General features: G+C 70.4%; 4 protein-coding genes. All 4 read left to right on the plus strand.

What is annotated here, in order from left to right; translation table 11 throughout:
• Positions 1–194 precede the first annotated feature (194 nt).
• Genes ACFP2E_RS13380 through ACFP2E_RS13395 form a run of 4 tightly spaced genes read left to right on the plus strand, consistent with a single transcriptional unit; the run spans position 195 to position 16265 of the window.
• On the plus strand, positions 195–3068 hold the full coding sequence (locus tag ACFP2E_RS13380; RefSeq protein WP_378523968.1) for a DEAD/DEAH box helicase: 2874 nt from the start codon (positions 195–197) through the stop codon (positions 3066–3068).
• Positions 3065–7702: a class I SAM-dependent DNA methyltransferase gene (locus tag ACFP2E_RS13385; protein WP_378523969.1), complete on the plus strand. Its 4638-nt coding sequence runs from the start codon at positions 3065–3067 to the stop codon at positions 7700–7702. The genes ACFP2E_RS13380 and ACFP2E_RS13385 overlap by 4 nt, the downstream gene beginning before the upstream one ends.
• Entirely contained in the window at positions 7699–14043 is a 6345-nt protein-coding gene (locus ACFP2E_RS13390; protein ID WP_378523970.1) for a DEAD/DEAH box helicase, read from the plus strand. Before ACFP2E_RS13385 ends, ACFP2E_RS13390 begins: the two co-directional genes overlap by 4 nt.
• The gene (locus ACFP2E_RS13395) at positions 14043–16265 is read left to right on the plus strand and encodes a 3'-5' exonuclease (RefSeq protein WP_378523971.1); all 2223 of its coding nucleotides are present in this window, start codon (positions 14043–14045) and stop codon (positions 16263–16265) included. Before ACFP2E_RS13390 ends, ACFP2E_RS13395 begins: the two co-directional genes overlap by 1 nt.
• The last annotated feature ends 55 nt before the right edge of the window (positions 16266–16320 follow it).

Consider the following 16320-nt stretch of genomic DNA (forward strand, 5'->3'; position numbering starts at 1 on the left):
GGACCAGCTACGTGCGCAGTCGGTGAACCCGGCCTGATGCGAGCTGGCCGCACGAGGTTCGACGCGATCACTGCTCCACCCCCGGCTGAGCCTTGGGGCCGGTGAGGTCCAGACCGTGCCGGCCAGCAAGGGGGTGATGTGATCGCGGCACGATCCTCCCGGGATGTGCCTCGCCGACGTCGGAGCGTCGGGTTATGGTCGCGCCTGTGGTGGGAGTGACGGAGGAAACGAGCCCAGCCCCGAGCCCCGGTTCGGTGCTGGTGGTGCGAGACGAGGAGTGGCTGGTCACGCGGACGGAGCGGTCCGCTGACGGGGCCTGGTTCGTGGACGTGCACGGGCTCTCGGAGCTGGTGCGGGACACCTCGGCGACCTTCTCGACGGCCCTGGACCGGATCGAGGTGCTCGACCCTGCCGAGGCGCAGGTGGTCGCCGACGACACGCCCGGCTACCGGCGGTCCCGGCTGTGGCTGGAGGCGATGCGGCGCAAGACGGCCGTCCCGGTCACCGACCCCACCCTGACCGTTGCGGCCCAGGGCCTCGCGGACGCGCTCCCGTACCAGCTGGAAGCGGCGCGGAAGGCGCTCGACCCGCAGAACCTCAGGCCCCGGATCCTGCTCGCCGACGCGGTAGGCCTCGGCAAGACCATCGAGATCGGCATGATCCTCTCCGAGCTCGTGCGGCGTGGCCGTGGGGAGCGGATCCTTGTCGTCACCCCTCGGCACGTGCTGGAGCAGATGCAGTTCGAGATGTGGACCCGCTTCGCCCTGCCCTTCGTGCGGCTGGACTCCGTCGGCATCCAGCGGATCCGCCAGAAGATCCCGGGCAACCGCAACCCGTTCGCCTACTACAAGCGGGTCATCATCTCGATCGACACCCTCAAGAGCGACCGGTACCTCAGCCACCTTCGCAAGCAGCACTGGGACGCGGTCGTCATCGACGAGTCCCACAACGTCACCGGCGCCTCGCAGAACAACCGGCTCGCCCGGCTCCTCGCGAGCCGCACCGACGCGCTGGTGCTCGCGTCGGCCACCCCCCACAACGGCCGCAAGGAGTCCTTCGCCGAGCTGGTCCGGATGCTGGAGCCGAGCGCCGTGCGGCCCGACGGCGAGCTCGTCGAGGACGAGGTCAAGCGGCTGGTCATCCGCCGGCACCGGCACAGCCCCGAGGTCGCCTCCCACGTCGGGGGCGACTGGGCCGAGAGGCTCCCTCCAGACAACAAGGTCGTGAAGGCCTCGCCGATCGAGGACGAGATCGCGCGAGAGCTCGACGAGGTGTGGCTGCACCCGCGGTCCGGGCAGAGCCCCTACTCGGGCGCCAACGCGGCCCTCTTCCCCTGGACCGTGATGAAGGCGTTCCTCTCCTCGCCCGCGGCCCTCGTGTCGACGGTGTCGGAGCGCCGGCGGCGCCTCGGCCGCGACCTGACAGCCGCGGAGCAGGCAGAGGCGGACGCGCTCGACCGGCTCCTGGCCCTCGCCCAGCGCGCCCTCGGTGAGCCGAGCGGCAAGTACGACGCCCTGCGCGAGCACCTCGCCGAGATCGGGGTCAAGAAGGGCAGCCCGACCAGGGTCGTCGTCTTCGCCGAGCGGGTCGCGACCCTCACCTGGCTGCGCGACCGCCTCTCGAAGGACCTGCGGATGGCCGCGGACGAGGTCGTCGTGCTCCACGGCGGGCTCACTGACACCGAGCAGCAGGACGTCGTCGAGTCCTTCAAGCTCGAGTCCTCGCCGATCCGGGTCCTGGTGACCGGGGACGTGGCCTCCGAGGGCGTCAACCTGCACCTGCAGTGCCACCACCTCGTGCACTACGACATCCCCTGGAGCCTGATCCGCATCCAGCAGCGCAACGGCCGCATCGACCGGTACGGCCAGCGGCACAACCCGCGCATCACCACACTCCTGCTCGACCCCGACGTCGACGGGTCGCTGGGCGACCTCCGGGTGCTCACCCGGCTCATGGAGCGCGAGCACGAGGCCCACCAGGCGCTCGGCGACTCGGCCTCCCTCATGGGTCAGCACGACGTGGCACGCGAGGAGGAGCAGATCCGTCGGGTCCTCGCCGAGCAGAAGTCCTTCGACGAGGTCGTCCGCGAGGTGAAGGACGTCGGCCAGGGCGACAGCTTCGACGACCTCTTCGCCCGGCTGATGGGGGCCACGGACGACGACGAGGACGTCGAGCTCGACAAGCCGTCCGGCGTCTACGCCACCGACCTCGACTTCCTCCGTGACACGCTCGACGAGGTGCTGGTCACCCCGGGCCGGAGGTGGCCCGACGGCGTTGCCTGGGGCGAGAACCCCGCCTACCAGGTGGCCGACCTCGAGCCGTCGCCCGACCTGCGCCGCCGCCTCGAGGTGCTGCCGCAGAGCTACCTCCGCGACCGGAACGTCGCAGAGCGACTGCGGCTGGCCACCACCAAGCGCCGCGGCGAGGAGGCCCTGCAGGCCGCCCGAGGGCAGGGGCAGCACACCCTGTGGCCCGAGGCCCACTACCTCTCCACGCTGCACCCAGTGCTCGACTGGGCGGCTGACCGGGCCCTCGCGCTGCTGGGCCGCAACCGGGTGTTCGCGGTCCGCGGGCCCGTCGAGCAGCCCGCGGTCCTGCTGCACGGCACGTTGACGAACCGACGCGGCCAGGTGGTGGCGTCGTCCTACGTCGTCACGCGGTTCGTAGCAGGCGCCCCCGAAGGCCTGAAGCTGGCCGAGCCGCACCGCTCGCTGCGCGGCGCCCTGGAGTCGGTGGGCCTGGGCGGGACGCCCGTCAACACCGGGGCCGTGGACCACCTCGACACCCTGCAGCCGTACGTCGCTCCCGCGGTCGCCCAGGGCCACGAGGTGCTCGGCACCGTGGTCGACGCGGCTGAGGCCGAGGTGCGCAAGAGGGTGGAGGCGTGGTTCGACCGCGTCCACCAGTGGGAGGCCCGTGCCGACGAGGAGGCGCAGCGGCTGCAGCTGCGGGACCGTCGCGCGCTGGTGGAGAGCGAGCGCGAGGTGGCCGCCTCGCTGCTGCCCGACCAACGCCTGGTGCGCCCGCTGCTCGTCGTCGTCCCCACCGCCTTTGGAGGTCCCCAGTGAGCGCCAGCGACGCCATCCTCGTCGGAGGCGACTGGATCAGCGAGCACTACCTGACCACGGACGCCACCAGCCAGTCCTTCAAGGCGCGGGTGCTCGCCCGACGCAAGGAGTGGGACGCCCTCGAGGGCGACTCGGTGCGCACGCGCTTCACCGGGGCGCGGTCCCAGCTGCTATCGCGGCTGGCCGAGCTGGAGGAGGCGCCCGGCCTGGCCGCGGAGCTGCGCCACGACCTGCTGCAGATCCTCGGCTGGTCGGCGCTGGGCCTCGAGCACGAGGCGACCGGGCCCGTGGACGAGGTGAGCCGCGTCGGCCTCGAGGGCGTCCCCGGGACGGCCCTCGTCTCGGCCTCGCCGGTCGACTCCGTCGAGGACCTGTTGGACAAGGACGCCGAGACCCTCAGCGAGCCCTACGAGCTTGAGGACGGCACTGTTCTTTGCTCGGTACCACGCCTGCTCTCGACGCTGTTCGTGCGCGACGGCGGCCCGGCGTTCGCGCTGGTGCTGGCGGGCCGGGTCGCGCTTTTAGCGGAGAAGGAGCGCTGGGCCGAGGGACGGTACCTCGCGATCGACCTCCAGCTCGTGTGTGAGCGCAACGACGCCACCAAGGGTGGCGAGGTCGACCGCGCGCTCACCTGTCTGTCGGCCGAGTCCCTCGCGCCCGACGCCGAGGGCAACGTCTGGTGGAGCGAGACCCTCGAGGAGTCCGTCAAGCACACGGTCGGGGTGTCCCAGGACCTACGCGAGGGCGTGCGGCTCTCGATCGAGCTCATCGCGAACGAGGTCGTGGACCGCCGCCGACTGCTGGGCCTGGAGCCGCTGCCGGCGGAGGAGGCGCAGCCGCTTGCCAAGCAGGCGCTGCGCTACCTCTACCGCATCTTGTTCCTGCTGTACGCCGAGGCGTCGCCCGAGCTCGGGGTGCTCCCGGTCGGGGCACCGGAGTACGACCAGGGCTACAGCATCGACCGGCTGCGCGAGCTGGTGCAGGTGCCGCTGACTACGCCGCAGGCGGAGCACGGCACCCATCTCTACGACTCGCTCGGCGTGCTCTTCCGCCTCGTCGACCGGGGCTACGAGCCGGAGACCGGGGACGAGGACGGCCTGTCTGACCCGCTGAGGTTCCGCTCGCTGCGCGCGGACCTGTTCCGGCCCGAGGCGATCGCCCACGTCGACGAGGTGAGGCTGGGCAACGCGCGGCTGCAGCAGGTGCTGCAGCACCTGCTGCTGTCGAAGGAGTCGCGCGGCCGCGACCGTGGGTTCATCTCCTACGCCGAGCTCGGGATCAACCAGCTGGGCGCGGTCTACGAGGGCCTGATGTCCTACACCGGCCGCTTCGCCGAGACCGACCTCTACGAGGTGGCGAAGAACGGTGACTCCTCGAAGGGCTCCTGGTTGGTGCCGGTGGAGCGCTCGGGTGGCATCGACGAGAAGGACTTCGTCACCACCGAGGACCCGGTGACCGGGGAGCGCAAGGCCGTGCTCCACCGCAGAGGGAGCTTCGTGTTCCGGCTGGCCGGCCGCGAGCGGCAGCAGTCCGCGTCCTACTACACGCCAGAGGTGCTCACCAGGTTCACCGTCGGGCAGGCGCTGGAGGAGCTGCTCGACCAGGACGGCCGCCAGACCACGGCCGAGGAGATCCTCGGGCTGACAGTGTGCGAGCCGGCGCTCGGGTCGGGCGCGTTCGCCATCGAGGCGGTGCGCCAGCTCGCCGCTGAGTACCTCAAGCGACGGCAGGAGGAGCTGGGGGAGAGGATCGACCCGGAGGACTACCCCCGCGAGCTGCAGCGGGTGAAGGCCTACCTCGCGCTGCACAACGTGTATGGCGTCGACCTCAACGCCACCGCGGTCGAGCTGGCGGAGATCTCGCTGTGGCTCGACACGATGGTGGAGGGACTGCACGCGCCCTGGTTTGGCCTGCACCTCCGTCGCGGCAACTCGCTGATCGGTGCTCGCCGGGCGGTGTTCCGGCGCAGCCAGGTGGCCGACAAGACCTGGCTCACCGCCGTCCCCGAGCCCGTCTCGAACAGCGAGGAGATCACCGGGCGGGTGCCGCACTTCCTGCTGCCCGCCGAGGGCTGGGGTGCCGCCGCCGACGTCGGCAAGGACATCAAGGAGCTCGTCCCCGACGCCGTCGCCGCGCTCAAGTCATGGCGCAAGAGCATCCGCGGCAAGCCCGCGAAGAAGCAGGTCGACCGGCTGGTCGACCTGGGCGAGCGCGTCGAGCGGCTCTGGCAGCTCGCCCAGCGACGCCTGGAGATCGCCAACGAGCAGGTCCGTCGTGACATCCGGTTGTGGGACGGCGATGACAGGGAGATCAAGCCCGCCGAGACCAAGAGCTCCGCGGGACGACACGTCTCCCGCGAGGAGATCGAGGCATCTCTCGCGGACGTCGACGGCGCCTACAGGCGGCTGCGCCGGGTCATGGACGCCTGGTGCGCGCTGTGGTTCTGGCCGCTCACCGAGGACCCCGACGATGGCGGCGTCGCGCCGCCGAGCCTGGAGCAGTGGTACGACGCTCTCGGGATGATCCTGGGCAGCACAGGCTCTGCCGCATACGCGCGCAAGGGGGACGAAGCGCTGGCGTCTGCCGTCACGTGGGATGAGCTCGAGACTGCCGAGCAGCTTGATCGATCGTTCGCCAGCGCGATGCCGTTCGACAAGGTCTTGGCGGCGCATCCCTGGCTCAAGGTCTGCGAACGCATCGCGGAGCAGCAGGGGTTCTTCCACTGGGAGCTGGACTTCGCCCCGGTGTTCGCAAGCGGGGGCTTCGACCTGCAGGTCGGGAACCCGCCGTGGGTAAGGCCGGACTGGGATGAGGCGGCAGCGCTCGCCGAGTTCGACGTGCGATTTGCGCTAAGTCAGCAGATGGCAAGCGAGGTCGCGGCCGCGTTGAGAGCGCAATCGCTTTCCCAAGCGTCGGTGTGCCGGGAGTACGTGCAGTCAGCAGCTGACCAACTGACGATTCGAGCCGCGGTGTCAGCGCCCCAATTGTTTCCACATCTCACGGGACTGCGCCCAGACCTTTATCGATGCTTCATGGAGCGGACATGGCTGCATCAGACGGAGCGCGGGATTGTGGTTCTCCTCCATCCAGAGTCGCACTTCGTTGAGGAGAAGGCCAAGTACCTTCGTTGCGCAGCGTACGAAAGGCTTAGGCGTCACTGGCAATTCAGCAATGAACTCCTGCTGTTCGAGGTGCATAACACGACTCGCTATGGCGTTCACGTATATGGAAGTCAGCGATCACGTGTCGACTTCATTCAGGCTCTAGGTCTTTTCCATCCGGATACCGTAATCCGTTCGCTTGCTCACGACGGCAGTGGCGACGTTCCTGGCGTTAAGACCGATTCGGGTGCCTGGGATGTGAGGCCTCATCGAGATCGACTTGTTCGAGTCGACGAGGATGTTCTTACTTCTTGGCGTGACCTGGTTGAGTCGCCAGATGTCCCTCCGCGCCAAGCGCGGATGGTAGGTGGGTTGACCGTCAGCATGACGAGAGTTCTCGATCGTCTCGCTCAGGCGCCCAGGTTGGGTTCTCTGGACTTTTCCTACTCCCAGGGATGGAACGAGAGAACAGACTTTGTCTCGGGAAGGTTCGTAAGGGCATGGGGGATGCCCGACTCGTGGGAAGACGTAATCCTTCAGGGGCCGAACTTCCACGTGCACAACTTATTCAGCAAGTTTCCGAATCAATCGATGAGGAGCAATAAGGACTGGAGTTTGATAGACCTGGACGAACTTGCTGCGGCTGCCCTCCCGGTTACGTCCTACAAGCCCTCGGGGTCTCGACGCCAATACAGGCAAGGTTTTAGTCGTTGGGGTGCCGAGGGCGCCTCGGCGCTCGACCACTACCGTCTGTTGTGGCGGAGTATGGTCAACACTTCCAACGAGCGAACGCTTATCTCTGCGCTCGTCCCGCCTGGCGCTGCCCACGTTCACGCGGTGTCAGGATTGGGTGGCGTTGAGCCGCGACAACTTGTCCTGAGCGCGGGCGCGGCCGGCGCGCTCGTTGTCGACTTTTTTGTGCGCAACGTTTCTCCCGCAACGCTAAACAAGGAGGCCATGCGACGCATCCCGATTCTGCCCGATGATTTTCTATTGGCGGATGACGTCATTCTGCGAGTTTCCCGTTTGAACTTCCTGACCCAGGCCTTCGGTGAGTTGTGGGCTCGTGTTGCAGAGGGCTCTTCAAGGTGGACCGACTGGTCGGGCGGGCTTGCCTACGCGGGCAGGCCGACGCTAACGAATGTCGAAGGTTCGTGGTCGCCGGGCCTGCCGCTTCGCCGAGCGTCAGACCGCCGGCAGGCGCAGGTTGAGTTGGATGCGCTGATCGCTATTGGGCTTGGAATTTCTGTGGATGACCTATGCGAGGTCTACAGGTCCGAATTTTCGGTTCTGCGTTTCTACGACGAAAGCCAATACGTCTACGACACCTTGGGGAGGTTGGTGCCCAAGACCGTGCTTGCAGCTTGGCGCAAGAGGGGTGACGCCATCAGCGAGGAGGAGCGGACCGCTACCAACGCCTCGGGGAACAGCTACACGTACGAGCTGCCGTTCGCCACCCTGGACCGGGAGGCGGACATGCGGCAGGCGTACGCCCACTTCGAGAAGGTGCTCGCGGAACGGGGCGGCGCGTGACCGAGCTGCTGCCCACCACCCAAGCTCCCCGGGTTCAGCAGAGCATCCTCGACTACCTGGCGACTACCTTTTCGCTCGCCGACGAGGAGGCGCGTGCGGCGCTGCTGGAGTTGTTGCAGGACCGAGAGAGCGGCATCTTCAAGGGGCCGTACCTGCGGCTGCGGCTGCCGTTCCGCCCGGCGGCTGAAGGCTGGCGAGACTCGCTCGAGTGGTACGAGGGCCCCACCCCCTACGGCCACCAGGCGGAGGCGTTCGCGCGCCTGACCAGCCTCGACCTCGGGTCGGACAAGCCTCGGCCGCTGCCCACCCTGGTCACCACCGGCACCGGCTCCGGCAAGACCGAGGCGTTCCTCTACCCGATCCTCGACCACGTCCTGAGGGCGAGACGGCGCGGCGTCACCGGCACGAAGGCGCTGATCCTCTACCCGATGAACGCGCTGGCCAACGACCAGGCGGGCCGTCTCGCGGACATCCTGACCAGCCACGACGAGCTCTCCGGCATCACCGCCGCCCTATACACGGGGGAGCAGGGCATCACGCGTTCCCGGGTCAGCGCCGACGGGCTGATCACCGACCGTCACGTCATCCGGCACGAGCCGCCCGACATCCTGCTCACCAACTACAAGATGCTCGACCAGATGCTGCTGCGCGAGGCCGACCAGCGCATCTGGGCGGAGAGCGCCACGAGCCTCCAGTACCTCGTGCTCGACGAGTTCCACACCTACGACGGCGCCCAGGGAACCGACGTCTCGATGCTGCTGCGCCGGCTCGGGCTGGCGCTCAAGAGCCACTGGCCGGCCGACGCGTTCACCGCCGCCGAGCGGGCGCGCCCGCTCGGGCTCGTCACGCCGGTCGCGACGTCTGCGACGCTGGGGGACCGCGGCGACCCGCTCGCCATGCTGGAGTTCGCCCGCACCGTCTTCGGCGACGACTTCGACGAGACCTCCGTCGTCACCGAGTCACGGCTCGACCTCGACGATTGGCTCGGCACCCCGGCCACCACGCTGACGCCGCGCACCGACAAGGAGGCGGTCGAGCTGGCCGTCGAGGTCGGCTCCTCCCAGGTGAAGGGCCGCCGGATCGCCGAGGTCGTCCTCGGAAGCCTCTTCGCCGACGCCGACGCCGACGGCAACGCCCCGCTGCTGGCGGGCGCCAGCCCCGAGGAGCTGCTCGACCTGGTCAAGGCGCACCCCTTCACCCGGTCGCTCGTCGCCGCCGCGGAGCAGGCCGCCGACCTCGCCGACCTGGTCGAGGCGGTGCTCCCGTCGTACGCCGCCGACGACACCGCCCGCGCACTCGCCGAGCAGGTGCTGCTGCTGTGGAGCGCGGTGCTCAGCCACGTGCGCAAGGAGGTCGGCCGCGCCGCGCTGTCGGTCGAGCTCCACCTCTGGGTGCGCGAGCTCAGCCGCATCGACCGACGCGCCACCGGGACCCCGGAGTACCTCTGGTCCGACGACCGCCATCTGGCCGCAGGCGCCGAGGCCGGCACCGGCGGGGTCCCGGCGTTCCCAGCGATCTACTGCCGCCACTGCGGCAGGTCCGGATGGGCCGTGCAGCGCGCACCCGTCGGAGGATTCGACCTCACTGGCGCCGACGCCGACGAGATCCGGCGAGCCCGCATGTCCGAGGACCGCGAGTTCCGTGCCCTGATCCACGCGCCCGCCGAGGCCGAGGCCGATCCGGGCGAGCCCCCCAGCGACCCGGACGAGCCGCGGCTGATGTGGCTTCACGCCGAGCAGCGGCGGGTGCTGGCCGGTCGACCCGACGACGCCGGCGACCTCGCCGAGGGGCGAGTCCTGCCGGTCCTTGCCCACCACGGCCCGAGCGCCGGCGAGCACTCCCGCAAGGACACCTGCCCCTCCTGCCTGCAGAAGGACGGCATCCGGTTCCTCGGCACCGCCGTCGCGACGCTGCTCTCGGTGTCGCTGTCCACGATCTTCGGCAGCGACGACCTCGACAAGACCGAGAAGAAGAGCCTGGTCTTCACCGACAGCGTGCAGGACGCCGCCCACCGTGCCGGCTTCGTCCAGAGCCGCTCCCACCGGCTCACGCTGCGCGCCGTGCTGCGCGCGGCCGTGGACGACGAGCCGGTCAGCCTAGACCTGCTCGTGGAGCGAATGCTGGAGCAGGCAGGTGACGACCCGCACCGCCGTTACCGGTTGCTGCCCCCCGACTACGCCGACCGTGACGAGTTCGCGCCGTTCTGGCGGGAGCGTCGCCAGCGTCGGGTCCCGCCTGCGGTGATGCGCCGCGTGCGCAAGCGGCTCCTGCTCGACACGGTCCTCGAGCTCGGTCTCCAGTCGCGCCTCGGCCGCACCCTCGAGCTGACGGGGAGTCTCGCCGCCCAGGTCGACGCCTCCGCGGCCACCCTGCTGCGCGCTGCCACCACGGTCGAGAAGGCCGTCGGGCAGCAGCACCTCGAGGGCCTCGGGGTGACCGACACTGATCGGGTGCGCTGGGTCCGGGGCGTCCTGGAGCGGATGCGCACCGACGGCGCGATCCAGCACGAGTGGTTCCGCCGCTACCAGTCCGAGGACGGCCGCCGCTACCCGATCTGGGGTGGCCGCCCAGCAGCCGACGGCATGCCGGCCTTCCCCCGTGGGCGCCCGGCGCCGGCCTACCCGCGCGTCGGCGGCAGCGGCGGCCCCCGCGACAACGACCTCGTCTCTGTCGCGTCGTCGCAGAGCTGGTACGCCGTGTGGGCTGCGAGGGTGCTCGGCTGCACGCCCTCCGAGGGTGCCTCGCTCGCGGTCGAGCTGCTACGACAGCTTGCCGCGCTCGACGTCGTGCAGACCGTCAACACCCAGTCCGGAGGGCAGGTCTACGAGGTGCTGCCCAGCCGCGTCCTCGTCGAGCCGGTGAGCGGCGACGACCTCGCGGGCGGAGCCGTGCTGCTCGCCTGCGACACCTGCGGGTCGCTCGTGCCCGGCGCGCGGCAGGTGGTGGACGAGCTGGAAGGCGCGCCGTGCCAGGTGCTGCGCTGCCGTGGCCGGCTCCGCCGTGCCGCCGGCGAACCGGACAACTTCTACCGGACTCTCTACGAGGCAGCCGACACCACGCGGGTCGTCGCCAGGGAGCACACCAGCCTGCTCCCCGACGAGACCCGGCTCGAGTACGAGAAGCAGTTCAAGGTCAGCGCCACGAACCCGCAGGCCCCCAATGTCCTCGTCGCGACCCCGACGCTGGAGATGGGCATCGACATCGGCGACCTCTCCACCGTGATGCTCGCCTCGCTGCCGCGCAGCGTGGCGTCGTACCTCCAGCGCGTCGGCCGCGCCGGGCGCCTCACCGGCAGCGCCCTCAACCTCGCCTTCGTCTCCGGCAGAGGCGAGCAGCTGCCGCGGCTCGGAGACCCGCTCTCGGTCGTCAACGGCCAGGTCCGGCCTCCCGCGACGTACCTCGATGCCGAGGAGATCCTGCGGCGCCAGTACCTCGCCTCGGTAGCCGACACCCTTGCGCGGCGCCCCGACGCGCCGCACCCGACGACACCGGCCCAGGCGATCGGCAGCATGGAGGACGGCAGCTTCCTCCACGCGCTCGCCACCGCAGGCGAGACCGGCGAGGCGTTGGACGGCTTCCTTGCCGGCTTCGACACGCTCTCACCAGACGCTCGGGACCGGCTCAAGGCCTGGGCCACGCCCGGGGCCGAGCCGCTCACCAGCCTGCTCTCGCTCTTCCTGCACGAGCAGCGCCACCGCTGGACGCGTCGCGTCGAGACGCTGCAGCACCGGATCTCGGAGATCCAGACCGAGCTGCCCGAGCTCCAGGAGCGCGCCGGCCTGCCCGCGGCCAGCGACGACGACAAGGTGGCCCTGCGCACCGCCGTGGCTGGCCTCGGCCTTGCGCGCAAGCAGCTCAGTGACGTCCGCGACGGCTACTGGATCGGGGTGCTGGAGGAGCACGGCATCCTGCCCAACTACACGCTGCTCGACGACTCGGTCACGCTCGACGTCACGCTCAGCTGGATCGACCCCGACACGCAGACGTACGTGACGGAGGAGCAGACCTTCAACCGCGCCTCGGCCCTCGCGCTGCGCGACCTGGCGCCGGGTGCCACCTTCTACGCCAACCGCCACCAGCTGCTCGTCGACGCCGTCGACCTCGGTGCGAACGCCGAGGCCGTGCAGCGCTGGGCCTTCTGCCCATCGTGCGGCCACGCCCACCATCGCGTGGACGGCGCCAAGCCGCCGGCCTCCTGCCCGCGCTGCGGCGACCCGGCCATCGCCGACGTCCAGCAGAACCTCGACGTCGTCGAGCTGACCAGCGTCTCCTCGGCCGTGCGGCGCGAGGAGGCGACCATCGACGACGGCCGCGACGACCGGCAGCGCACCGGCTTCGAGGTGGTGACCGCCGCAGACGTCGGTACCCCGCGGCACGAGTGGCACGTGGACGGCTACCCGCTCGGCGTGAAGCACCTGGTCGGCATGACCATCAGGTGGCTCAACCTCGGCCGGGCCGGGGAGCCGTCGTCCGGCTCCCGCTGGATCGCCGGGCAGGAGCACGCGGCGCCGCTGTTCCGGGTCTGCGCCAAGTGCGGCAAGGTCGACACCGGCACGGGTCGCAACTCGGCCGCGGAGCACCGGCCCTGGTGCCCGCAGCGCAAGGCGCTGGACGAGGACGTCCGCGCCATCGCCCTCTCGCGGACGCTCACCACGGAGGGCGTCGTGATCCGGCTGCCGGCCACGATCACCGTCGGTGACCGGTTCGCGGTGCCGAGCCTGATGGCGGCCCTGCAGCTCGGTCTGAGGGAGCACCTGGGAGGTGCCCCCGACCACCTCGCCGTCGAGCAGGTCGTCGACCCCTTCCTCAGCGACGGGACCGAGAACCGCGACGCGCTGCTCGTCCACGACGTGGTGCCTGGCGGCACGGGCTACCTCGCGGAGCTTTCCGAGCCGCAGAAGCTCTGGTCGGTGCTGCACCGAGCGTGGTCCGTCGTGCGGGACTGCCCGTGCCAGCACGAGAACCGGGCGGCCTGCCACCGGTGCCTGTCGCCGTGGATCAACGGCCCCGCGGGTCGGTACGTCTCGCGCGTCGCGGCCGAGCGCCACCTGCGCGACCTGTTGCTCGGCAACAGGTCCGAGGGCGACCTCGGCCAGGCCATCGAGTGGACCGTGGTGCCGCAGGCCACCGCGACGTACGACCCCGAGACACACATCGAGCAGAAGCTGCGGGCCGTGCTGCACCACCGACTCACCGAGGGGCTGGGTGCGAGCGTCACCGAGCACCCCGGGCCCCACGGCAACCGCTGGACGATCCTTCTCGGCGGCCGGACCTGGACCCTGGAGCCGCAGCTGCCGCTCGGGCAGGTGAGGCCTGACTTCGTGCTCGTCTGCAACGCCCCGGACATCCCGCGCCTGGCCGTCTTCTGCGACGGCTGGCAGTTCCACGCCAGCCCGGCGGTCAACCGGCTGGCCGACGACGCACACAAGCGGGCCGTGCTGCGGGCCCAGGGCTACGTGGTCGTCTCGCTGACGTGGGCGGACCTGGAGGCCGCCGAGGCGCGCACGGTCAGCCCGCCGCCGTGGTTCAGCGAGCAGCGCTGGAGCCAGGCAATGGCGGTGAGCAAGGGAGCGCTGCGGCCCGGCCTGCGGGACCTGGTCACGGGCGGGCCGGTCGACCTGGTCACGAGCTGGGTCGCCCACCCTGACCCGGCCGGCCTGCAGGCGCTGGCGGAGCACCTTCCGCTGCTGCTGGTCGGTGCCGGCTCGGTTGGGAAGGTCGCCCGAGATGTCGGCCTCGGCGCCACTGTGCGCCTGCTGCACGACGGTGAACCGCTGCCCACGACCGGTGAACAGACGGCGTGGTCGTGGCAGCACGACACACTGACGGTGGTGGCACGCAACACGAACGGCCACGCCACCGAGATCGCCGCCCTGATCGACGACCGGGCCGAGCGTCTGGGCCAACAGCACAAGTCCGCCTGGAACGAGTGGCTGCGGCTCTCCAACCTCGTGAACCTGCGCCTGCAGGAGGCTCACGTAGTCACCTACTGCCAGACCGGTGGTGCCGCGGTCGAGTCCAGCGTGCGCGTCGACGCCGGGTCGCCGGCAGGAGTGCACGTCGAGCACCCCGCCCCCTGGCGTCCGCTACTGGAGCAGGCAGTCGGTGCCGAGCGCGGCCTGCTCGAGCAGCTGGCTGCCGCGGACCTGCCCGTCCCGGTGCTCGGCCTCGAGACCGGTGACGGGCTGCCCATCGACCTGGCCTGGCCGCAGCAGCGGGTCGCCGTCGGGATCGACATGCCTGAGGACGACCGCGACGAGCTCGTCGAGCTCGGTTGGTCCGTCGTCCAGCCCGACGTCGACGCCATCCGCGCTGCCCTCGAAGAAGCAGGAGAGCACTAGTGCCGCAGATCATCCTCGGACCGCAGCAGCACGCCCCCAGCATCGATGGCTCCGTGCGGGGCAAGGCCTACGCGTTCCTGGCCAAGCTCGCCGAGAACGACACCCTCCCTGGGCTGCACGTGGAGCCGATCGTCCACGCGGTGGACCCGCGGGTCCGGACCGGACGGGTCGACCAGTTCTGGCGCGCCGTGATGTTCAAGGTCCAGGGGCAGGGCGCCGACTCGATGTACGTCTATCTCGGCGTCTGGCCGCACGACGAGGCTGCCGAGTTCGCCATGCGGGCCCGGCTCCAGGTCAACCCGGTCAACGGCATCGCCGAGCTGCTGCTGAGCGACGACGCGGCGACGCCTCCGCCCTCGCCGCACGTCGCGGAGGAGCCCGCGCCGGCCGCGCCGGCCGAGCCCGCCGAGCCGCTGCTGGTCCGCCTCGGTCACACCGCCGAGCGGCTCGTCGACGACCTCGGCCTGGACCCTGCGCTCGTCGACCTGGCGATGGAGGTGACCGATCCCGACGAGCTCGTGACCCTGGCCGACGTGGCTACCAGCTGGCAGGGTGTGGCCCTCATCGACCTGTCTGCCGGCAAGAGCATCGAGCAGGTGCGGGAGTCGCTCGGCATCGAGGACAGCGCTGCAGCGGACGCCTCGAAGGATGCGGACGAGCAGCTGGCCAGGGCGCTGCACCACCCCGCCGCGCGGCTCCAGTTCGCCTTCGTCGAGGACGACGCGGACCTGCGTCGCGCGATCGAGGACAACGACTTCGCTGCATGGCGCGTGTTTCTCCACCCCGAGCAGCGACGGTACGCCGAGCGCAGCTGGAACGGGCCCTTCCGGCTCTCGGGCGGCGCCGGCACCGGCAAGACCGTGGTGCTGCTGCACCGCGCCCGCCACCTGGCGAGGAAGGACCCCGACGCCCGCATCCTGCTGACGACGTTCAACAAGACCCTGGCCGAGGCGCTGCAGCGCGACCTGAAGGTGCTCGACCCCACGCTCCGGACCGTCGATAAGGTCGGCCAGCCCGGGATCCTGGTGCGGGGCATCGACGCCGCAGCGCGTGCTGTGCGCCAGACGAACCCGCAGGCGCTCGCTGCGGCCGTCACCACCGTGCTGGGCAGCCGGACCAGCGAGATCGGGAACGTCACGCCTCGCACCGCCTGGAGGGACGCGATCGCCAGCGACGGCGGCGACCTGCCGGCCGAGCTGCGCAGCCCGACGTTCTTCGAGGCCGAGTACGCCACGGTCGTGCTGCCGCACAGGGTGACGTCGTTCGAGCAGTACGCGAGGGTGCGGCGCCCCGGCCGCGGCATCGCCCTCGACCGGTCGGCGCGTGCCGCGGTCTGGAAGGTCGTGGAGGCCTACCGGCTCGACGCAGGGATCCGGGGCAGCGTGGACTTCGCCGAGGCTGCGGCGATCGCGGCGGAGGTGCTGGACGCGCCCGGGGTGCGCCCGTTCGACCACGTGCTCGTCGACGAGGGGCAGGACCTCAGCCCGACCCACTGGCAGCTGCTGCGGGCGCTCGTGGCCGAGGGGCCCGACGACCTGTTCATCGCCGAGGACTCCCACCAGCGCATCTACGGGCAGAAGATCGTGCTCGGGCGCTACGGGATCAAGATCGTGGGCAGGTCCCAGCGGCTCCGGCTCAACTACCGCACCACGGCGCAGAACCTTCGCTACGCCGTCAGCGTGCTGTCGGGGACGGAGTTCGTCGACCTGGAGGACGAGCCCGAGGACACGAGCGACTACCGGTCGGCTCGAACTGGGCCAGCGCCCCAGATGCTGCGCGCGACCACGCCCACCGAGGAGCTCGACCTCGCTGCCAAGGTGATCGGTGGCTGGCGAGGGGCAGATGTCGTGCCCGAGACGATCGGCGTGCTGGTGCGGACCGAGCAGGCGGGGGAGCGGCTGGTTCGTGGTCTCGAGGAGCGAGGTGTGGAGGCCCGCTTCGTCCAGGACAGGACCGTCCCCACCGGCAAGCCCGTGGTGATGACGATGCACCGGGCCAAGGGGATGGAGTTCTCGCGGGTCCTGGTCGCGGGCACGGACGCAGGGTCGCTGCCGGCGCCGTACGCGCTCAACGGGCTCAGTGACGTTGACCGTGAGGATGCGCTGCGTCGCGAGCGGTCGCTGCTCTACGTGGCGACCACGAGGGCCCGTGACGAGCTCGTGGTGGTGTGGTCCGGCGAGCCGAGCGAGCTCCTGCCGACGACGAAGGGTGAATTGGGCTGATCAGCCCACCTCCAAGCGGCGAATTGAGCTTGACCCAGGCCCGCAACCAGGCGTT

Origin of the sequence: Nocardioides sp. GCM10027114 (assembly GCF_042659625.1) — a bacterium.
Taxonomy (GTDB): Bacteria; Actinomycetota; Actinomycetes; order Propionibacteriales; family Nocardioidaceae; genus Nocardioides.